26 protein-coding genes are annotated in these 19026 nt (G+C 40.5%); 1 reads left to right on the forward strand and 25 read right to left on the reverse strand.

The features are described 5' to 3' along the window. The first annotated feature begins 72 nt into the window (after nucleotides 1-72). Nucleotides 73-777: a DNA/RNA nuclease SfsA gene (sfsA, locus tag INF20_RS05885; RefSeq protein WP_226385446.1), complete on the forward strand. Its 705-nt coding sequence runs from the start codon at nucleotides 73-75 to the stop codon at nucleotides 775-777. Nucleotides 778-816: 39 nt separating this feature from the next. Here sfsA and INF20_RS05890 read toward each other — a convergent pair whose 3' ends face one another. The 25 genes from INF20_RS05890 to INF20_RS06005 form a co-directional block, all read right to left on the reverse strand. Further along, nucleotides 817-1242, reverse strand: a complete 426-nt coding sequence (locus INF20_RS05890) for an HD domain-containing protein (protein ID WP_226385447.1) — start codon at nucleotides 1240-1242, stop codon at nucleotides 817-819. Nucleotides 1243-1489: 247 nt separating this feature from the next. Beyond that, entirely contained in the window at nucleotides 1490-2008 is a 519-nt protein-coding gene (locus INF20_RS05895; protein WP_226385448.1) for a hypothetical protein, read from the reverse strand. 18 nt (nucleotides 2009-2026) lie between these two features. Further along, entirely contained in the window at nucleotides 2027-2731 is a 705-nt protein-coding gene (locus INF20_RS05900; RefSeq protein ID WP_226385449.1) for a DUF3800 domain-containing protein, read from the reverse strand. A gap of 107 nt (nucleotides 2732-2838) precedes the next feature. Next, complete coding sequence (locus INF20_RS05905; protein ID WP_226385450.1) at nucleotides 2839-3945, reverse strand: N-acetylmuramoyl-L-alanine amidase; 1107 nt, start codon at nucleotides 3943-3945, stop codon at nucleotides 2839-2841. Continuing rightward, nucleotides 3946-4197 carry a hypothetical protein gene (locus INF20_RS05910; RefSeq protein ID WP_226385451.1) on the reverse strand — a complete coding sequence of 84 codons (252 nt, stop codon included), beginning with the start codon at nucleotides 4195-4197 and terminating at the stop codon, nucleotides 3946-3948. A gap of 2 nt (nucleotides 4198-4199) precedes the next feature. Further along, nucleotides 4200-4418, reverse strand: a complete 219-nt coding sequence (locus INF20_RS05915) for a phage holin (RefSeq protein WP_226385452.1) — start codon at nucleotides 4416-4418, stop codon at nucleotides 4200-4202. Between the two features lie 129 nt (nucleotides 4419-4547). Beyond that, nucleotides 4548-4976: a hypothetical protein gene (locus INF20_RS05920; RefSeq protein WP_226385453.1), complete on the reverse strand. Its 429-nt coding sequence runs from the start codon at nucleotides 4974-4976 to the stop codon at nucleotides 4548-4550. Between the two features lie 35 nt (nucleotides 4977-5011). Then, nucleotides 5012-6118: a phage baseplate protein gene (locus INF20_RS05925; protein WP_226385454.1), complete on the reverse strand. Its 1107-nt coding sequence runs from the start codon at nucleotides 6116-6118 to the stop codon at nucleotides 5012-5014. Between the two features lie 306 nt (nucleotides 6119-6424). Next, nucleotides 6425-8239: a phage tail spike protein gene (locus tag INF20_RS05930; RefSeq protein WP_404812924.1), complete on the reverse strand. Its 1815-nt coding sequence runs from the start codon at nucleotides 8237-8239 to the stop codon at nucleotides 6425-6427. 80 nt (nucleotides 8240-8319) lie between these two features. Next, nucleotides 8320-9006, reverse strand: coding sequence for a hypothetical protein (locus INF20_RS05935; RefSeq protein ID WP_226385456.1), 687 nt, complete (start codon nucleotides 9004-9006; stop codon nucleotides 8320-8322). Further along, nucleotides 9003-11537, reverse strand: a complete 2535-nt coding sequence (locus tag INF20_RS05940) for a phage tail tape measure protein (protein ID WP_226385457.1) — start codon at nucleotides 11535-11537, stop codon at nucleotides 9003-9005. The genes INF20_RS05935 and INF20_RS05940 overlap by 4 nt, the downstream gene beginning before the upstream one ends. Continuing rightward, nucleotides 11530-11655, reverse strand: coding sequence for a hypothetical protein (locus INF20_RS07955; protein ID WP_264175480.1), 126 nt, complete (start codon nucleotides 11653-11655; stop codon nucleotides 11530-11532). Before INF20_RS07955 ends, INF20_RS05940 begins: the two co-directional genes overlap by 8 nt. Nucleotides 11656-11951: 296 nt before the next feature. Then, nucleotides 11952-12257 (reverse strand): hypothetical protein, encoded by a 306-nt coding sequence (locus tag INF20_RS05945; protein ID WP_226385458.1) that lies wholly within the window; start codon nucleotides 12255-12257, stop codon nucleotides 11952-11954. Between the two features lie 7 nt (nucleotides 12258-12264). Next, the gene (locus tag INF20_RS05950) at nucleotides 12265-13056 is read right to left on the reverse strand and encodes a phage major tail protein, TP901-1 family (protein ID WP_226385459.1); all 792 of its coding nucleotides are present in this window, start codon (nucleotides 13054-13056) and stop codon (nucleotides 12265-12267) included. A gap of 10 nt (nucleotides 13057-13066) precedes the next feature. Continuing rightward, nucleotides 13067-13471: a DUF5072 family protein gene (locus tag INF20_RS05955; RefSeq protein WP_226385460.1), complete on the reverse strand. Its 405-nt coding sequence runs from the start codon at nucleotides 13469-13471 to the stop codon at nucleotides 13067-13069. 1 nt (nucleotide 13472) lies between these two features. Then, nucleotides 13473-13811: an HK97 gp10 family phage protein gene (locus INF20_RS05960; RefSeq protein ID WP_226385461.1), complete on the reverse strand. Its 339-nt coding sequence runs from the start codon at nucleotides 13809-13811 to the stop codon at nucleotides 13473-13475. Next, entirely contained in the window at nucleotides 13804-14112 is a 309-nt protein-coding gene (locus INF20_RS05965; RefSeq protein WP_226385462.1) for a hypothetical protein, read from the reverse strand. Before INF20_RS05965 ends, INF20_RS05960 begins: the two co-directional genes overlap by 8 nt. Beyond that, nucleotides 14109-14432, reverse strand: coding sequence for a phage head-tail connector protein (locus INF20_RS05970; RefSeq protein WP_226385463.1), 324 nt, complete (start codon nucleotides 14430-14432; stop codon nucleotides 14109-14111). The genes INF20_RS05965 and INF20_RS05970 overlap by 4 nt, the downstream gene beginning before the upstream one ends. A 4-nt stretch (nucleotides 14433-14436) precedes the next feature. Further along, nucleotides 14437-14673 carry a hypothetical protein gene (locus tag INF20_RS05975; RefSeq protein WP_226385464.1) on the reverse strand — a complete coding sequence of 79 codons (237 nt, stop codon included), beginning with the start codon at nucleotides 14671-14673 and terminating at the stop codon, nucleotides 14437-14439. Nucleotides 14674-14714: 41 nt separating this feature from the next. After that, entirely contained in the window at nucleotides 14715-15602 is an 888-nt protein-coding gene (locus INF20_RS05980) for a hypothetical protein (RefSeq protein WP_226385465.1), read from the reverse strand. Nucleotides 15603-15611: 9 nt separating this feature from the next. Then, on the reverse strand, nucleotides 15612-16199 hold the full coding sequence (locus tag INF20_RS05985; RefSeq protein ID WP_226385466.1) for a DUF4355 domain-containing protein: 588 nt from the start codon (nucleotides 16197-16199) through the stop codon (nucleotides 15612-15614). A gap of 86 nt (nucleotides 16200-16285) precedes the next feature. Further along, a complete protein-coding gene (locus INF20_RS05990) occupies nucleotides 16286-16585 on the reverse strand; it encodes a ribosomal-processing cysteine protease Prp (protein WP_226385467.1) in 300 nt (99 codons plus the stop codon). Next, nucleotides 16572-16832: a thioredoxin family protein gene (locus INF20_RS05995; protein WP_226385468.1), complete on the reverse strand. Its 261-nt coding sequence runs from the start codon at nucleotides 16830-16832 to the stop codon at nucleotides 16572-16574. The genes INF20_RS05990 and INF20_RS05995 overlap by 14 nt, the downstream gene beginning before the upstream one ends. 47 nt (nucleotides 16833-16879) lie before the next feature. Continuing rightward, nucleotides 16880-17212, reverse strand: coding sequence for a DUF7675 family protein (locus INF20_RS06000; RefSeq protein WP_226385469.1), 333 nt, complete (start codon nucleotides 17210-17212; stop codon nucleotides 16880-16882). A gap of 11 nt (nucleotides 17213-17223) precedes the next feature. After that, nucleotides 17224-19008: a minor capsid protein gene (locus tag INF20_RS06005; protein ID WP_226385470.1), complete on the reverse strand. Its 1785-nt coding sequence runs from the start codon at nucleotides 19006-19008 to the stop codon at nucleotides 17224-17226. Nucleotides 19009-19026 lie beyond the last annotated feature (18 nt).

The following is a 19026-nucleotide window of genomic DNA, read 5'->3' on the forward strand; positions in this document are numbered from 1 at the left end:
CCTTACAAATGTGGAAATTTCAATCAAAAACTGTATAATAAGTTTTATGATTTAAAGGAGAAAAAACTTAAAATGAAATACGATAAAATAGTATCCGGACGCTTTGTCAAGCGGCACAATAGGTTTGTAGGAACAGCACTTGTCGATGGTGTAGAAGAAAAGGTTCACATCAAAAATACCGGAAGGTGTGCTGAGCTTTTACAAGAGGGAGCAGAAATACATCTTGAAGACCATACAAAGAGTATAAAAAACAGAAAGACCCGATATTCTCTTGTTACAGTTAGAAAACCGTCCACTGGAGTTTTGGCCAATATAGACAGTCAGGCACCCAACAAGGTTGTCGAAGAAGCTCTTCTTTCAGGACGCCTGCACATTAAGGAAATGACTTATCCAATAACCGTTAAGCGAGAACAAAAGTATATGGATTCCCGATTTGACTTTTATATTGAGGACAGCGCAGGACAAAAAGCCTATATGGAAGTAAAAGGAGTCACTTTGGAAAATGACGGCATCGCCATGTTTCCCGACGCCCCAACCCTGCGAGGCGCAAAACACCTCAAAGAACTTATAGCAGCAACACAGGATGGATTCATTTCCTATGCCATTTTTGTTATACAGATGAAGGGCATTGATTTCTTTAAAACAAATGCAGCCAACGACCCGGATTTTGATGCGGCTTACTGTGCTGCCCGCAAAGCTGGAGTTCATATAAAGGCCTTTGATTGTATCATCACTCCTGACAGCATAGTTTTAGACAACGAAATAAAGACCCTGTGATACATTTCTTGGTATCACAAGGTCTTTTTTATTGTCAGATTATAAGTTTTTCAGGTATTTTGCCGCTTTACGATACTTTTCTATTCTTTCGTAATCCTTTTTCGTCGGTTCCGGTATGCGGGAAATGTCCATATTATTTGCCAAATCCGAAAGTTTAACTTTTGTCGCTAGAGAATTTTCCCCTACTCTCTTTATAAATTCTTCATAGGTTTCATCCTTCCCCTTTGTAAGAGCCTTTACCGCCTCAATTATTTCAGCAGGAAATCCTTCTTTTTTTAAATCATCTTCCGTGGTTGCAGTGTCTTCAAGCACATCGTGAAGATAGGCTACTGTCTTAGCTTCAACGCTTTCCACTCCCGCTGCTACCCCTTCAATATGATTTATATATGGGTTTCCGCCTTTATCCTTTTGGCTTGCATGGACTTTTGCAGCAAGGCTTTGAGCCCTTTTTACCATATCTTTCATCTTTAGATTCCTCCGCAGATTTACATTTATGGATTTATACATTAAATAGGAAATGCTTTTCATTTTTATTCTATTTCTAATGATTACGATTATTTCTGGTGCATGGTTGGTGCACACTTTCTACTATTATATATACACCATTATTGCGCCCTTTTATATACTTGTATCGTCAATTGACAATTTGTTGATATATGCTATACTATAAGTAGCTCATCTACTAGTTGTAGAAGGAGTTCCTAAAGACGTTTCACCTTTGTGAAGCGTTTTTTGCTTTATATCGATTATATTGTTTTATTTTCTTATCCAGAAAATGGTCATGCTCTATATAAAAAGCTGTTATCAAAAGGATGTATTTAGGTCTTTTTTCTAAAACAACTATATATCTTTCCTCTTCTAAAAGAATATGTATTCTTTTATTGCTTTTATACTTTTCCTCCCAAACTTTTATCCCTTCACAATCTTCGCAATCAGGCTCATTGCAATTAATATTTTCTATAAATTTTCTAATCCATTTAATACGTTCGCACCTTCTAAAATCAGGAGCCCGATCCTTATCTTTGTTATAATCTTGACAAGTTACATGGTAAAACGCCTCTTCCATATTATTCTCTTTAGGATGATATCTTATTTGAATTTTTAAGCCATCAAGCGTTAAAGTTGAATTTTTCAAGTCATCACAAAAAATTTTATATAAAGCAGCTTTATATTCTTCGCATGAATCAAAATCATTGTAATATATTAATTCAGGCAACCACTTGCATTCCATCTATATTTAATCTCCCTATTATCTCGCACTCCACAACAGCATATTAAGTTTATCTTCCCTATAAAGAGTTGTCTTATTTAACTGATAATTAGATCTTTCCTTTATTAATCGTATTAACTCTAACTTCGCTGTACTATTTTTAAAATTTTCATCAAAATCTCTATTAGCATAACAAATCGCACCAATTAAAATGTCTACTATTTGCATTATTTGAGTTTCATGCGACCTTATGGGTTGTATTTTTTTCACTACATTCCCTGAAAAATCGTACATGCTGTTATTGCAGATTTTTTTTAAATTGGTTGTTTTTTCGTAGGAATGAGAATCTTTAATATCTACATAGACATTATATTTATCTTGTGGATTAAAAATTACTTTTAGCATTTCAAAGTACATTTTATAATACCAATCATCATGTGTTTGTTCGAATTTTTTATGGTCTAATTTGTTTTTATCTGGCACAATTACACATCTAAAATGTAAATCACTGCAATCAAAAAAGTAATTGACAATCTCTTTATATAAGTCAAGTTTAACAGGTGCAACTTTAACCCATTTAAGCTCTGATTGCTTTAACACTCTATATTTTTCTTTTATTTTAGAAATTCTATCATTTATTTCTTTTAGTTTGTCTTTTGGACACCATACGGCACCAATAACCATCGAATTAATTCCGTCATTTTCCAAATGACAACTTTCGTCACAATAAATATTGTATTCCATTTTAGACACCTCAAACTTATTTAGTATATTTTTATATTATATCATTCATAGTTAAATAAAAAAAGAGGGGCAAAATGCCCCTCTCGCAAAACAACATATTCACTTTTTTAGGCCGCTTTTACAATCTTGATTTTTATGGCCTGGATGTCATGTCCGTAAATGCCGGCATACCCGTTATCACCAGCGCCCCAGCCAGTGACAGACTCAAGCCAGCCATCTTCGGCAGTGTAGGCCTGATACCAAACTTCAAAGCCTTTGAGTCCTTCCAGTTCCATCTGTAGTCCGTCGATAGCTGTCTTTTTCGTGCCGGCGAAGTTCTCGCCGTTCGCATCTTTCTCTCTATCGTACTGCCAATTGAGCCAGATGCCTTTTTCTCTGTCATGTACTCTAAACTTGAGTTTTCCGGCAACTTCCTCTTTGCCAACTGTGTTAGCAAAGAGAGCCAGTATGTCATAGCCTATCCAGCCGGCATAGGCGTCCGTTCCTTTGCCGCTGCAGTTTATGACGTTAGGTAGCAGCCCCTTGCCGCGTGTATAAGTTTGATATTTGACGTCCGGCGCTTTTTTAACTGCCGGTTTTTTGTTCCCAGAACTTCCGCCAGACGGCTTCGTCTGTCCGGCTGTATCGTCCTTGTCGTAGGCGATGCCGTAGTAGTCGAGCACTCCTTTCGCGTATGCAATTCCGAACGCTCTCTGCTCGTCGAGTTCGTCAAAGTCTTTGGAATCGTTTTTATTGTCAACAAAGCCGCCTTCGCAGAGGGCTGCCGGAGCGTAAGTCTCGCGGACATACATAAAGTAGTCCTGACCATTGGCGAGCGTCTTTGTCTTTACGCCTCTGCTGTTCTGGCCGATGGCCTTGACCTGCTTTTCGATACATTCGGCCAGTTTTTTGCTGTCTGTCCCTATGACGGATCTATATACTTCAAAACCGTCACCGCCGCCGGAATTCAGATGCACTTCGTTGGTCGCGTCTGGGTTATACCTATTGCACTCCCTAACCTCTTCCTCAACTGGGTCGTTCTCATCTCTAACCCTACTCATGCAGACCTCAACCCCGTGAGCTACAAGATAGTCCTTTTCTGCCAGTGCCATGTTTAGTGCTGCAGTCTTTTCGACTACATACTTGCTCGCCCCCGGATCGCTTCCGCCGTGGCCGACGCCGATGAAGTGCCTGGCCAGTGTCTTTCCTATTTTGCTTTTAAAGACTGTTGACATTTATTCCTCTCCTTTCTCGATTCCCATATGGGTCTCGATTATCGTGATTCTTTTTTCGTGCCCGTCCAGTTCCTTTCCGTGTACTGTCACACGGTCGGCGAGATTCCTGTGGTTATCTTCCGTTTGCCTTTGGAACTGTTCGAGCGTTGCATTTAGTTTGGTGATAGTAGTGTTTAATTTGATAATCGGAGTCATTACGCATATAATCGTCCCGATAAACCCCAATATCACCATAATGTTAGTATCAGTCATTTTTATTCTCCTGCATTGGTCTCATCTGTGCCAGCCTGATAGTTCTTTGAACTTATCCCGAGGACAGTGCCAAGGAATGCATCAACTGCCGTGATGGTCGCTCCGACGGCTTCGCCGTATGGCAGCCCCCATATGCCAGCCAAGGCGATAACAAGAGTCGCAAGCGCTGGCAGCACTAAAGCTGCTATCCACTTCAATATGTCATATGTTTTGTTACTCATTTTTTTCGCTCCTTTCCATAAAAAATATAGGCCTTAAGCCTATTTCCATCTGCCTTTAATATTTAAATTTACCTGTCCGCCTTCCTATGTTGGAGTTACTTTCTTATGCGGTGGATGAGCTTTTTTATTCTATTGCCCCCCGACGCGGACGGCTCGGAAGTTAATTTTTTCGCATCTAACACTTCCACTGCCGCCGCTCCAAGAGATTTGAAGCTTAACGGCATCGCCAGCGTCTGCTTTTATTATCCCGGCGATACTTGAACCGCCACCGTTCGCCATCGTGTTCCGTTCGTTCGCGAAGCTGTTGTTGGCGTCATCCAACAGCACCAACTTGGTTATTAAATTTGCATTATCAACACCCCATTCGCAAGAGCCTGTCACTACATACACTCCAGCTTTTGGGAGTGTGATTTCTAGCACCTTCGGAGTTGATGTCGATACGCTCGCTTCTGTCGTGGAATCTACCAGTAAGTCGCCAATATTGTCAACTTTGCCGTCTATGTCGCCGATTTTTTCGGCGGTAAAGCCTAACATGCTATCAATTGTATTTTCATCCATGTATTTCTCCCTTCCGCCCGCCCTTATGCGAGCTATTAAGCCGTTCGTTTCCAGCAGTAGGCTACTTCATAAGGCGGCATATTGTTATGCGGCTCGTTGTTGCCTCTACTTACACCAACCGGGTACATTTCACCGCCACCGTCATTGTTCCATCCTCTACCGGATATATAGTTATTAAGTGATGTTGTCGGTAGATACATGTTTGTATTGCCTCCACTCATACTTCCGCTATTTTTTTGCAAATGTCCGTCATGACGGGGCATTTCATCGGCTGTTAATACATGTGTAGCCTCTCCGCCGGTTGTTCCAGCTTTGTAGGTATCTCCGGCGGCTAATATGAATTTATCAGTCACCTGTTCCCATGTTCCACCGAATAACTTGGATGGATTTGTGGAATCAGATGACCAATAGTAACTTCCGACCGGATGCGCCCGGTCAAATATCAAATTAAGCAGCGATTCAATCACTGCCCCCCCACTAGGAGGAGTCCAGCCAAGGGCTTTGAAGGCTGCAATAGTTTCTTCGGATATTGATATATCCGATTGAATGTCGGTAATGTTTGTTTCTGCAGTTCCTACACGCGTGAAAAGTCTTGAGGTTTTTCCGAATAATATTGATAGGCTTTCGCCTGATGCTATCTTGTTATTATTTGAAGCCTCTGCGAATGTCACAGGTTGACTGCTTATGTTCTCAACGCTGCCCGTGTCGCCCCTTGGAATGGTAAAGTCCAGCACCGCGTCCTTATCCGTTCCCGAGTTTACGACTGACGCCTGCGTTCCCGGATTTCCGGTGGTTACAGTTCCGACCGTTACTGAAGCGGTAAAGTCACCAGCGTTGACTTTCTCTTGCAGTTCTTCTGCTGCGTTGTTTGCTGCGGTCGCTGCAGCATTTGCACTGCTTGCCGCTTTATTCGCAGAGTTGGCAGCGTTGTTCGCTGATGAGGCTGCATTATTCGCCGATGTAACAGCGTCTCTTGCATCGTTAATAAGACCGTCAAGAATGCCATACTCATCCTTCGATTCAACCGCTGTTTCTGAGATGATATTTTTCTCTATACGAAAATCAAGTAAAAATGAAACAAGAATATCCGTTCCTTTGGATATTTGAATCTGCCCAAACTGTTTTCCTGATTCAGCGAACATTTGGGTTGTCGGCTTCACAACAACTCGGTTTCCCGTTATACTCGCGGAGTTATAAACTTCTAATCCAGACGGTTTTTTTATAAAAATCCTTGCCTCAGATTCCGTTGGAATTTGATAGTCCGTTAACTCGAATGCCAATGGTACGCTGTTGGTTCCCTGCACATAGTTAATGACTGGAGTTATCGATTTGTTTGTTATTTGAATCGGTATTATTATCATTATTAGCCTCCACCTCCTTATAAGGTATGGTTTCCCCTTTAATGTTCACGCTGTCGGGTATATCTCTATTCATTTCTTCATTTTTATTTATTCTACTCTCCATGATTGAATCAACCCATCCTTTATCGTCATAACTATAACTTCTTGTCCGTTCGCTCCCATAAGATTCAAGGTGCCCGTAGCCGTTCCTAAATTCCACGACTTTATCAATCCATTTTCTACGACTATGCCGCCGCCAGAGTTATTTTGAAAAATGGTTCCATTTGCCGTGTTCGTGATGTACGGAGTTCGCTTTGGGTACATGTCATCATAGGCGATTATTGACTTAATGTTTTCATCTTCCGAGTCGTATACCCCTAATACTACTTGCCCGTCTTCTTGACACCACATTCCGACTCCGACTTGTTCTCCTTGATGCAGCGTGCCAACGCTTCCAGCGAGTTTTCCGTTTTTCATATAATCGAAAAAAAACAATTCATGATCCGTGATGGATATTGATATGTATCCAGTCTCGTCATCGTACTGCTTAAAAACTCCCGCCATCTCAAATTCTCCAGTGTTCAAATTCCAGAACGACTTTCCGAGCTTGTCGGAGATAGTGCCGGCAACAATGACGTTTGCTATAAGACCTTCTGCAGTCAATGCTGTAGTCCATTCCCATTCTCTACCATCCGCCGTTCTTTGCCTTGATATCTCAAGTCCTTGAGTGCCGAGTGCCATTGCTCCAAACATATCACTCTCCGGGTCTAAATCTTCAAATAAAATAGCTCTCGTTTCTTGTTTTTTAGCGATGGTGCTCTGGACTCGCAACTGTGCTATTGCTCCGTCTATAAATCCTTTTATCTGTTCTGCTATAATTGAACCATCTTTTCGTACTACATTATCGATTCTATTTATACCAGCAGAAACATTATCGAAGTAATTGTATGAAAAGTCTCCTAAGACTACGCTATCTATTGTTTTTAACAGACTATTGTATTTGAGTTTGATAACTCTTGCATCTGTCTTGATATTAAGGTTGTTGTGGATGCAATGAATCGTGTCTCCGAGAGATACAGTCTCTAAATTCTCGTACTCCTTATAATTCTCTGTATTGTGCAGGAGTACCATATCAATCGACAATGTTATTTTAGGTTTATCCAACCCTAACTCATATTGCTGTTCGCATCTTTCGGTAAGCGCCGCATCAAGCTCCGACTGATTGTCACAGATAATAACATTATCCGCCTCATCTTCGACAGCGTCTGCACGCATTTTGACGTCATCAAATGTAATAGATGCCACTTTGATTGTCGGATATGAATCAACCAACGGTGAATCAACGTATCCATTCCCGGTCATCTTATAACCGTTGTATGCTTTCGGATAGATTCTAGTTTTCACGTCTCTAAAATCTACTTCTTCTTGGATACCATTTATCGGCAAATTTTTCCCATATCGAACTTCAACGCCATGATCGCTACCAATTTTTTCATTGATAATAACTTTAAAATTATCAAACAGTATCTCACCGCCCCAGCGATTCACGAAACTATTTTCATCATCGCTATTTATAGCTTCTATAAGGTTTTTGTCCATATAATAGGCTGTTGATACTTTAGAAATGTTACTTTCGCCTTCGTATTTGGAATTAGCTGCAGTCATTAAATCTAACGCTTGTTGCCCATTCTTCGATGTAGGTCTTACATCCACAAGGTAACAATCTTCCATAGCGTCCATAAATATTGGCTCCATTGTAACTGTCACGCCACTGTCAGTTTTTGTTTTCTGTTTGATTCGGAATAATTGTTCACCATTAAATGATGGCATCTTAACTACTGCTTCATCAACGATATACTGCCAACGTCCATCTTCGTCTATTGGATGTGACAAAGACGCTTCCCATGTACCATTAAGTTCCACAGACACCTCCGCAGATGTGGGGAACAATGTCATGTCTCCATTCTTCGTATAGTCTGTATTTGTTGGTTTATAAAGTTGAATCATACTGCATACCCCCACTGCGGAATTATTGATAAGTCAAACCCAGAAGATACTGAAATGTCACAACTACCATTTGGAAGCCATAAATCTTCATAATCGCCTTGCATCTGAACATTTGCCAAAGTACCATCGTTTCTGTAGCAAATCATTTTTTCACTATCTATAGTCAAATTCTGGCCAACCTGCGCCTTTACACTTTTGCCGTTCACAGCAAGAGTGCACATCCCTTCCCCGTTAATCCTATATATAGGCTTGCATGTAGAATAGGGGTTGCTGCATATCATTGGCCATTCAGCGTTGCCATCATCTCTATATTCATATGGAATACAGGTAAAGGTAACGGTAAATGTACCAAAATACCTCATCTCTCTTTCAATTTCTCCATAATTGATTTTTAGAACCCTATAAAAAGTATCGTCCATATCAGAAAACTTTAATTTGCCGGGACCGTACAGCCATTTTTTTATAGCTCTGATGTTTTCAAAAAAATTATCATTAACCACGGAGAAAACACAAGATATTTCTAAATTCGAGACACCCGTATCTTTCCCTACCAATTCTCCAACCATGCCAGCAATCGCAGAGGTCGTATACTGCTTTTTTGCTCCTGAGAAGGAGGGGTAATCATTAAATATTACCCCATATTCAGTAGATGAATGTCCATTATAGTCCATTGTGTAAATCAATATGCATACCCCCTCGATCTTAATGTAGCTTTCTGTTGGTTGCCTATTTTTTTGATAGTGTAATCTGAGATAGTTTCTTTAAGCGGAGTACCATCAACCGATGTGTTATTAACTATTTGCACTACCATGCCGTTCATTAAACCTTCGAGACTTATCGGCTCTGCAGATGCATTAGCCCTCGCAGATTCTTTTGCATATTTAACTGAAATGTCGTGAGGGATTACTTGTGCGCCATTTGGTAAATAGGTCAACTCTCCTCTGCCGCCTTCGTTCATGTAAGCAAAACCGCCTTGCCAGTTATCGGTACCATGTGCCAAGTAAGGTATTTTGTTTATCTCTACTCCCGGAATTTTATTGATAATTCCTATAGCACCGTTAATACCTCCGATAACGAAATTAACCACGCTTTTGACTTTGTTCACGAGCGAACTGAAAGCACTGGAAATACCTCCAACAACTCCACTTACAACTCCAGTCAATTTGCCCCACGCACTTTTAACTGCATTAAAGCAAGTAACCACTATCGACTTGACACCGTTAAATACAGTCCTAACCGGTGATGTTACTTTTTTAATTATCGAAATAATACCATTTACCACTGTACCAACTGTACTTTTTATAGTATTCCAAACCTTTGTTATAGTACTTTTAACAGTGTTAAATATAGTTGCCACTTTTCCGATGATCGTTGAGATTATACTGATAATTTTAGAAATCACCTGTGAAATAAATGTAACTATAGGTGTAATTACTGTTATTATTTTCGATATCACACTTGCAACCGTTGTCGCTACTTTAGTTATTATTGGTATTACTGTGCCAGATAAGAATGAAACTACTGTTTCAATTATTGGAGATAGCGCAGAAGCAATCTGCGATACTATGTTTGCAATCGCCTGAATAATAGTCGACATAACTGGTGCAATCTGACTGATTAAAGTTGATACAAGCGGCGCCATAGTAGTGATGAGATTGCTTATTGTTCCCACAATCGTAACAAGTGTTTGCGCAAATACTCCTGAAAGCATCGACACAAGCGGTGCAACAGCCGTCATTACAGACGAAAAAGCCGTAGCCAATTGTTTTATTGCCGGGGTTATCGCCGCTGCGACTTGAGATATCATAGTTCCAAGTTGTTCAAGCACAGGTTTGAAAGCAGCACTAATTTCACCCCATGATTTCAGCATAGAATTTCTGAACTCTTCATTGGTGTTGAATAAATACACCATCGCCGCTGCGACTGCAGCAAATATCGCTATTGCCGGAAGAAACGGTGCTATCGCTGCTTTTGCTGCTGTTCCAACACTTATAAGAGACGCCTTCATACTTGCCGCTGTAGCTCGAATGCCTGACCCAGCAGCTGTAAATGAAGTTGAAATTGATGTCATTGTGCCGGCAAGCGAACTTTTAAGGCTTTTAGCCATGTCTGATGCATTTATCTTTAAGACTCCAATGTCGGTTCTTAAATTTCGCAACGCTTTTGATGCTGTAGTTCCAAATTGCTGAAATTTTGCACCTGTGCCGCTTAGTTTAGTATCCAAACCTATAAATCCAGCAATAAAACCGCTAGTAGCTTGTGATGCAGTACTCATTGCTGACATAGTTGTGCCAATCGCTTTAGTAACTCCACCAGCAACAGTTGTTAATGGTCCCATAGCCGCCGCAAGAAGACCGATTTTAATAATGTTAGTTTGTGTTGCTGGTGATAACTCTGCGAATTTGTTTACTATGTCAGTTAATTTTTGAATTATCGGAGTGACCGCAGGAAGTAGGTTTTGACCGAATGCAATACCTAAGTTCTCAACTGAACCTTGAAAAGTTCTAATGGAGTTTGCGGTTCCATCTGCTGTTCTTGCATAGTCACCTACAGCATTTTGCGACATTGCCATTACATAGTTATATCGCAGCTGTACTTTCTCAGCCTGCGACATATTTTTATATACAAGTCCACTTTTGTTCGCAAATTCCTCAAGGTTAGTCTCGGTCATTACTATACCAAGCTGTTTGAGCGATTCTGTTTCACCAGTGAAAACTCCGGCAAGAGCAGTCATCGCCTGATCTACTCCGATGTTCTTAAATGACGCTAAATCACCGGCAAGGCTGGCAAGCGATATAGACATATCCGATGCGGCAGGCTTTGTAAGCCCCATAGATGTCGCCATATCGCCAAATAGTGCAGCCGCTTCAAGTGCTTGGTTCTTTGAAAGTCCAAACTCCTTAATAGCTGTTTCAGACCATTCTTTAACAGCTTTGCCGCTCTTTCCAAAGGCAACATCTATCTTGTTCATGTTCTCGTCATAATCAGATGCCGCATTCACTGCTGCCTTACCTGCTAAAGTCAAAGGAGTAGTAAGGCCTATACTCATTTTTGCGCCTATGCCGGCCATTTTGTCACCAATTTTGTTTAACTTTGATGACATTGATGTTGTTTTCTTTTCAAATCCGTCAACTGCATCTTGCGCCGCCTTAAGGGCCCTTTTAAACTCTTCAGAATCACCTTTTATATTGACGGATAAAGTATAATCAGCCATTTCCCCTCCTTTCCGGGTATCGAAGTCCATTTCTTTCGTAAACTTTTCTAACCCATGATTTTCCTTCTTTTTCTTCGACCTCGTAAATGATGGTGCGATTTTCGTTTACGACTTCCATATCAGCCTTTTTATTGCGCTTTTTAAATAAGTTCAAAGCCTTTTTATTCTTTGGTCTTTGGACATTATATGCAGCCGTAAATGCAGCATTGTATGCGTTATATGTATCAGAAATTTTCTTGTTTTCCCATGCTTTGTATATGAATCTAATCTCCTTTGGTGTTAAGGCTTCATAATCTGCTTTGGTGTATCCAAAATTAACTACGAAAAAAGCGAAGTCTATCTCTTTTTGAAAAGGCTTCGCTATTTTTTCGTATTCAGAATCAACTTCATCATCGCCGAGGTATTCGAACTCAATTAGCCGGCTTGGAAGAAAAAAGGACAGTCCCTTTCGATGGCTTCAATAACTTCTGTTATCGCTTCTGCATATCCTCTTTCAACAAGGTACTTTTCAGCCAGCTCCCTTGCTTCTTTGAATGGTACAAAAGTATCACTGCCCTCTTCTTTTAAAGCGTATGCAAAATATGTCTCATATTCAGCAATCCCGAGCATACCGCCATTTTTCTGCATGGAAGCCATTACAGGCACTCCTGTAGCCGCTTCAATCATATTGATACGCTGAATGCTATATTTTAGTTCGTATTTTTTAGTTCCTATCTTCATTTGTCACCTACGCTTTCGATGTCACTGTTGCTTTGCCGGCTTTTAAGGCTTTGCCTGTAGAGTCAGTTTCGATAATCATTATCTCATTTCCTGTAATAGCCTGTATTTCTGCTGTGCCGTCCCAAGCTGTAGCAGATATTACTTCCCCATATGATGGATACTCTACATTTGAGCCAGTTCTGTAAAAATACTTGTTACTTCCGCCTTTTGCCGGATTAACATACACATTAGTTTTTCCAGATGTTGAGCCAGCAACAGATACTACTGTTAAACTCCCGAGTGAACCTGCACTTTCCGGCATTGTGTCTGGGTCTACTGGGTCAATAGTAAGGTCTACGAGTTCGCCCATACCTTCAAGGGTTAATGAGTATGTCATAGAATCGTCATACGGCGCTTCAAGAGGATAATCAGTAATTACCGCAAGGCCGCCAAACATTCCGGCCTTAGTCTTATTGTTTATGACCTTGATACATACAGGCTCGCCGTTATTGAATGCCTGTGAGAGTTCTTTATGCGACTGGTCGTTGTTAACATAGATACCATCATTATCAATGGACCATTCCTTCATACCAGCAATCTTTGACTTCCAACCGCCCTTTGTGTCTTTTGATGTGATTTCGATGGAATCTGCAGAACGGTTGATTGTCAAACCCTGCTGCCCTGATATCGCAAGCAGCTCTGAACCGTCAGAGTTCCATATGGCAAGCAATATGTCTTTGCCGGCAACCGCTTTTGCTGCGGTCGCACTGAAATCGCAATAATCGTTATTGTCATACGCAAATAACTGCAATTTATTCATGTTTTACCTCCTATTTTATTTTGAAGCCGTAACAAATCATAAACTCGAATGCTACGACTGCGTGTTTTTCTCCTGTTTCGTCTGTTTTTATCGTCTGAACTCCTGCATCGGTCTGTAATACAAGTTCAAACGGTTCTGGAAGAGTTATATCCTCTGTCATAACCTCTTGGAGGTTTTCGATGAGGTTGGATACTCCAACCGATGAATCTCCTTCTGCGATGCAGTGAATCCATACTGTAAATACATCTCGAAACATCGTTTTTGAATGTGCCGGGGTCTGTCTAATAACCTCGGCAAAATAAAACGGGGCTGCGGTGTTTTCTTCGACATAGTCGTAACATCGCAATCCCGTTTCTTCTACTTTCTTTTGTATCGCCGCTATGAGCGTCTTTATACCTATTTTCTTTAGTGCCATATTATCCCTTCTTTATCGCCTTGAGCAAATCTTGCAGATATATACCTCTTTGGATTTCAACATTGGCTTCCAAATACCTTTGCCCTGTGACAAATCCGCCGTTTTTAGTTCTGTGTCCGAACTCGACATGAGGAGCATAGTCTTTGGTATATCCCATTTCGTCATTATCAACTATAGAGGATTGTCTTAATTCTCCTGTGTCAACTGGTGTCCATCCGCTCCTTGCACGATTTAACATCTGTACAAGTTGTTTCTTTTGGACTGCATCAAACCTCACAGAATTAAGCCTATAGAGTTCTGCTTCAAGTTCCTCTATGCCTACGGTGTCCATTTTAAACATCTTCTTTATACCTCTTAACTTGAATAACGGTGTATCGAGGATAAAGGTCTATGACTTTATTTATCTCTCTTTTAACACCGTCTATTTCAGCCAAATCGCACTCTGGAAGCGTTTTTATTGGCAGGGCATATAACTGAGTGTTGTTTGTAACGTCTCGCCCCTCAAGGCTGATTTGCTCATTGGTCCATGGGGTGAATCTTGCTACTGTCTCAAGGACTTTTTCTTCTGAGTATATTGGATTTCGCAGTTCGTCTTCTCCGGTCTTTGTCTTTTTATATAGTGTGCATTTCTTCCAGATCATATAAATCTCACCACTCTCTTATTCTCTCCGGAGTTGGCTTGCTGCTCTTTCCATGTAGATATCTCAGCCGAATATTCATTTAGGATATCCTCAATAAATGAAGTGGATAGATTCGACACATTCTCGCTTGAAATACCCTCATAGTAAAGTCTGCGATACATTTTAACAGTGGCATCCACCACTATTGAATTAAACGTCTCGGGAAGGTCACTTGCACCGAGACGCAAAATTAATCTGTCGGTTATAGTTTGTATGAGTTCAGACAATACCTCATCTGATACTGTCTCGCCTTCAAGGCGCAGTTTAACCCTCTCGAGCATTTAATCACTCCGTTCCTGCTACAGCGGTAGTTGCCTGCGACAATACTGTACCGTTGTATTTATCTGTTCCGGTTGCTTCTACTTTAATGAATTTACCTTCATCCTCTGCAATAAGTGTGTACTCTGCAGAAGTAGCAGACGCTATGTCCGAATACTGCCCATCGGCTAAATCTGCTCTTTTCCATTTATAAGTTGCGGTTGCACCTTCAGGAGTAACGGTCGCTGTGAGTTTACTTCCCACCTGAGCGGTGCCAGAAATTGAAACACCCTCAAGTGGGGTTGTTACTCCCCCACAGAAATTGTCGCTACAAATACTCCGTCTGCGTATTCAGGGAAGAATACTACATTAGACATCAAGAGAGTATCAACGGATGCATTATCAGTCTTAAGGTCATGCACCATGCCCACAAGTCCTGTAGCATCTGCAGTAAGATTGAATACTGCGCCTACATCGCCGGATACTGGAGCATATGCGCCGTTGAGGTTTTCTTTTACAGTTGCAATCGGTTTAGTTGCTGTTACCTGTGGAGAGATAATAGCAGTTCCCAGTCCGAGGAAATTCTCAATGTAAGTGAATCCGAAAGCAGTCTGCATGTGTATCTGCGCTGTTCCCAGATAATCGGCAACATCCTGTGGGTTAACAAAGAAGATTGGAGTTACATCCATGTCTTCAAATCTAACCTGCAGTTTAGCCCACAGGTTCGCAAGTGCTGTCTGCAGGTCTGTTCCTGTTGCTGTGCCGCTACCTGTAGCAAGAGTAGTATAGAAAGACTTTTTAATATCCTTCTGTACCTCAGATACAAGTTTTTCATCAGTCTGATTGATGGCGATTTCTCTACCTACCTTCTGGATAGCCTCAGCAGTAGTGTTTTTTCTATATTTGTTGAGGTCTAGAGTGTAAGTCTTTACAAGTTTTCTTGTAATTTCAGTGAGTGGTATAGTTTCGCCCTCTCCTACCTGTGATGGTGTGTTCACCTTCTTAATTTCATAGATTTTAATGTCTGTTCCTGCAGACATTGGGATAAGTTCGGATACTCCGATTACTTCCTGCAGTTCTTTGATGTTTTCTGCAATTCTTGTGGTGAAATCCACAGAAATAGCAGGCTCAAGGTCTGCTGCAGTAGTAGTGTTTATTGGTGCTGCGAACAGCTGTAGTTTCTTTTTAAGCATATTTACCTCCTACTTAAATAGTTCTATGTTTTCTGTAATGAGTCTCTGGCGCTCTTTTCTATCCTTGACCGCCAGTATCTCTTCTTTGGTTATTGCAGTGCCGGAATTACCGGCTTTTGGCGGCTCGCCCTTTAAGGCTTCTGCAATGCCCTTCTTGACTGCATCGCCGTACATCACCTTAAAGGCTTCTACAGCGTTTTTGGTTGCTTCTGCATCCGTTGACACCAAAACAGCCAAAAGGTCGTCAGAAATGTTTATATTTGCTTCAGAAAGCATCTTTCTTGCCTGTTTACTCATCTCTGACAGTGTTTCTTTATCCTTTAAGGCTTGCAGTTCTTTTTCAAGCTGCTTTTTCTCATATTCAGCCTTTTCCTGTGCGTCCATCTTTGCCAGTTTCTCGGCTTCGGATATTTTTTTGTCTTGTTCCTTCTGCCAACGAGCCAATCTGTCACCGATAATCCTGTCCAGATCCTCATCGGTATACTTTAGTTCCGGTTTTGGGTCTGTCGGCTCTTTAGGGTCTTTTGGGTCTACCGGTGGTTTTGGGTCTGTTGGATTTGGGTCTGCCGGTTCTGCAAATAACTGTAATTTTTTCATGTTTTTACCTCCGTTTTTAAATCATCGCCTGATTGCCGTAGTTTATAGTCGCCACGCCTGACTTTTTCCTTAAGGATTAACGAGACTCAAGCCTGCTCGATAGTGATATGATTTGGGAACTCTTCTTCGATGAGTTTTAAACCATATAAAAAAGCACCTACCAAAACTTTTGCTTCGTCTGATAGGTCCTTTGTTAGCAATGTGTATTCGTTTGTCTGTTTTGATTCTTTGACGGTCAGAGGTTCGTTCATCACATCTGCGATATATCCGACCGTTGTCTGATAGAGTGCGGTTACTCCGCTACAGACTATATCTTCTCCGATGGGTGCATATCCAGCATGACCTCTGATTTGCACCTCGTCTTTGCTTACTTTAACCGTTATCATTTAATATCTCGATAGCCTCCTCTATGTCAAGACCGCCCACTCTTCTGAAAATCTCGTTTTCATCGTCTAAAATTAGCGTAGTTGGCAGTTTATCAACTCTGTGCTTTTCTGCTCTCACAGCTTCATTTTCTGCGTCTACTCGTTCGATTTTATCGGGGTGTACCGCTTCCACTTTTGATAAAAACTCCTTTTCAACAAATTTGCATGGCTTACACCACGATGCGTGGAAGTATAAAAGTTTTCTCATGTCTCCTCCTTTCTGGGTAATATAAAAGCGCCTATGCGGCGCATTTGCTAATGTAATTCCCCATCTATCATAAAACCATTTTCTTCAACATCTTTTTGTCTTGCTTTTTCTTGGGAATTTTCTTTTTCTGCAGCTTTTTTTGCTAAAAACTCCAAATTCTCATTGAGACTTTTATTTTTTGCTGTTCTAAAATATTCAGCCCAATCCGGATTCTCTTTATCAAAAATTTCTCTTTGTTCATCAGTTAGATTTTGTGGGTAGTCTTTGAATATTGTAAAAATTCGCTTTTGGTCAAAGGAAAATTTATGCCCTTCAATGGGCGTTTCGTATACCCACCATATTTTATCATCTTGACTGTTCTTGTAAAAAAAATATGTCATATCTTTCTCCTTTATTTCATACTGCGCACTATTTCAAGGAAAATTTCATAACTTTCAGGGAAATATTCTTTTATTAAATTCAATGAACCGGGATTATTAAGAGTTGCGCTCCACATTTCTGCAAAGGCTTCTGCAGCCCTTATCTCATTACCGCCATTTTCCCAATATTTTTGTCCATGTTTTGATTTAGTTAAAGTTTCTCCAAATTGAGCATCGAACATATCTTGTATGTCGGATGCCTCTGTTATAGGTAATCCATTGATTTCGTTAGCAAGTCGTTTTTTTGCCATTTCTATTGTCGGTTTTTTACCATCGAACAAAAGACTGTTCATAGCAGGGTCGGCAATCAATGCATCCCACGATGCATAGTCTCCCTGCTTTATTGCGTCTTCTAACATTTTGTATGTAATATCATTCACAAACCCTACCTCGACCCATCTTTCATGGTCGTTTAATGCAATCTCGAATTTCTTTTGCATGTCTGCGTATGTTGCATCTATGTGGTCTTGTGCTTCTTTGCGTAAGGTTTGAGCAAATATTCCATTTTTATAGGAATCTGAATAAAAACCCACTCCGTTCATTTGACAGCTGTCTATGGCGTGCCCAGTCTCATGAAAGAAAGTATCAAAATCATTACGGTTAGAGTTACCTATCACGTCATCCCAACTAAGATGCACCTTTTGATTGACTGTGTCGTAAAAAGACCTATACTCATCTTTTTGAAAATTCCATTTATCTTGATGTTTCTCGTACATCTTTTTCATGTTCATTTCAGGTGCATTTTTAATTGTTTTATCTATTGTATCATAATATTCGCCAGTTGCATTTTTAATATTTTGGTATGTTGGTGTATCTTTCGGTTTTGCTTCTTCTATACCAGTTTTTATGTCTTCCGCTCGTCGTGTGTTGCCACCGTGCTTCCTTTCATACTCATCCATCCAAGCATCCCAATCTTCAACTTCAATGGTAAAGGTACATCTACACCATGGATGAAGTGGTGGAAAATTAACTCCCGGTTGTCTATCTTTGATATTAAAGACTTGACCGGATAAGTCACGGCATATAGGGCATACTCTACTATCGCCTACTGTAGATACTCTGTACTGCTCAAAATCTTCCTCAAACGGTGCCATAGAACTTTCAGCCATTACATATGTACCCTCGGTGTAAATAAGCCTATAAGCGTCATTTCTTGTGACTTTAGAGTAGCGCTTCTGAATTATATCGGTGAGTTTTCTGTAGTTGACACCCCTTGCAAATCCTGTTGCTATGTCGTTGTTGAGGTACTGCGATAACTTATCGGTGTTTTCCCATATCCTTTCAGAGAAATTCTTCTTACCATTAGACCAGTTCACACCTACAAATTTGCTTGCTATATTGCCGTTCAGTGCGTTGAAATTCTTTCCGAATCCCATTGCTTCTGCAGCAGCGTTTAATCCTCTTTCTGCCTGTTTTTCGAGGTATTTTGTTATTTCCTCATTATTTACTGCTCCGATGTTAAGTTGGTTTAATCTCACAGAATACTGTAAACCCTCTAATCGGTTTAATTTGTAAATATTGTTCCTTACAGGCAATAAATGGGCATATTGCGGATATTTCTTTGCAAATTCATCGGATTGCTCAATAAGAAGCATTTTGTCCGCTTCTGGAAGGCTTTGCATGAGGTTTCGATACTCAATTACATTATCGGTACCGAATTTCTCATAAAATGCTGCTATGGTCTTATCGAGTTTCGCATATTCCTTATCATAAAAGGACGAGAGTTTCTTTTTTAGTTTCTCCTCGTCCTTTTCCATTGCTTTGTAAAGCTGTTT

This window comes from Gallibacter intestinalis (genome assembly GCF_014982745.1).
In the GTDB taxonomy this organism is placed as follows: domain Bacteria; phylum Bacillota; class Clostridia; order Peptostreptococcales; family Anaerovoracaceae; genus Gallibacter; species Gallibacter intestinalis.

What these genes read in the sequence shown, in the direction of transcription:
- sfsA (WP_226385446.1), top strand. Translation starts at nt 73, where the DNA reads ATGAAATACGATAAAATAGTATCCGGACGCTTTGTCAAGCGGCACAAT.
- INF20_RS05890 (WP_226385447.1), bottom strand. Translation starts at nt 1,242, where the DNA reads ATGAAAGATATGGTAAAAAGGGCTCAAAGCCTTGCTGCAAAAGTCCAT.
- INF20_RS05895 (WP_226385448.1), bottom strand. Translation starts at nt 2,008, where the DNA reads ATGGAATGCAAGTGGTTGCCTGAATTAATATATTACAATGATTTTGAT.
- INF20_RS05900 (WP_226385449.1), bottom strand. Translation starts at nt 2,731, where the DNA reads ATGGAATACAATATTTATTGTGACGAAAGTTGTCATTTGGAAAATGAC.
- INF20_RS05905 (WP_226385450.1), bottom strand. Translation starts at nt 3,945, where the DNA reads ATGTCAACAGTCTTTAAAAGCAAAATAGGAAAGACACTGGCCAGGCAC.
- INF20_RS05910 (WP_226385451.1), bottom strand. Translation starts at nt 4,197, where the DNA reads ATGACTGATACTAACATTATGGTGATATTGGGGTTTATCGGGACGATT.
- INF20_RS05915 (WP_226385452.1), bottom strand. Translation starts at nt 4,418, where the DNA reads ATGAGTAACAAAACATATGACATATTGAAGTGGATAGCAGCTTTAGTG.
- INF20_RS05920 (WP_226385453.1), bottom strand. Translation starts at nt 4,976, where the DNA reads ATGGATGAAAATACAATTGATAGCATGTTAGGCTTTACCGCCGAAAAA.
- INF20_RS05925 (WP_226385454.1), bottom strand. Translation starts at nt 6,118, where the DNA reads ATGTTCGCTGAATCAGGAAAACAGTTTGGGCAGATTCAAATATCCAAA.
- INF20_RS05940 (WP_226385457.1), bottom strand. Translation starts at nt 11,537, where the DNA reads ATGGCTGATTATACTTTATCCGTCAATATAAAAGGTGATTCTGAAGAG.
- INF20_RS07955 (WP_264175480.1), bottom strand. Translation starts at nt 11,655, where the DNA reads ATGGAAGTCGTAAACGAAAATCGCACCATCATTTACGAGGTCGAAGAA.
- INF20_RS05945 (WP_226385458.1), bottom strand. Translation starts at nt 12,257, where the DNA reads ATGAAGATAGGAACTAAAAAATACGAACTAAAATATAGCATTCAGCGT.
- INF20_RS05950 (WP_226385459.1), bottom strand. Translation starts at nt 13,056, where the DNA reads ATGAATAAATTGCAGTTATTTGCGTATGACAATAACGATTATTGCGAT.
- INF20_RS05955 (WP_226385460.1), bottom strand. Translation starts at nt 13,471, where the DNA reads ATGGCACTAAAGAAAATAGGTATAAAGACGCTCATAGCGGCGATACAA.
- INF20_RS05960 (WP_226385461.1), bottom strand. Translation starts at nt 13,811, where the DNA reads ATGTTTAAAATGGACACCGTAGGCATAGAGGAACTTGAAGCAGAACTC.
- INF20_RS05965 (WP_226385462.1), bottom strand. Translation starts at nt 14,112, where the DNA reads ATGATCTGGAAGAAATGCACACTATATAAAAAGACAAAGACCGGAGAA.
- INF20_RS05970 (WP_226385463.1), bottom strand. Translation starts at nt 14,432, where the DNA reads ATGCTCGAGAGGGTTAAACTGCGCCTTGAAGGCGAGACAGTATCAGAT.
- INF20_RS05980 (WP_226385465.1), bottom strand. Translation starts at nt 15,602, where the DNA reads ATGCTTAAAAAGAAACTACAGCTGTTCGCAGCACCAATAAACACTACT.
- INF20_RS05985 (WP_226385466.1), bottom strand. Translation starts at nt 16,199, where the DNA reads ATGAAAAAATTACAGTTATTTGCAGAACCGGCAGACCCAAATCCAACA.
- INF20_RS05990 (WP_226385467.1), bottom strand. Translation starts at nt 16,585, where the DNA reads ATGATAACGGTTAAAGTAAGCAAAGACGAGGTGCAAATCAGAGGTCAT.
- INF20_RS05995 (WP_226385468.1), bottom strand. Translation starts at nt 16,832, where the DNA reads ATGAGAAAACTTTTATACTTCCACGCATCGTGGTGTAAGCCATGCAAA.
- INF20_RS06000 (WP_226385469.1), bottom strand. Translation starts at nt 17,212, where the DNA reads ATGACATATTTTTTTTACAAGAACAGTCAAGATGATAAAATATGGTGG.
- INF20_RS06005 (WP_226385470.1), bottom strand. Translation starts at nt 19,008, where the DNA reads ATGGAAAAGGACGAGGAGAAACTAAAAAAGAAACTCTCGTCCTTTTAT.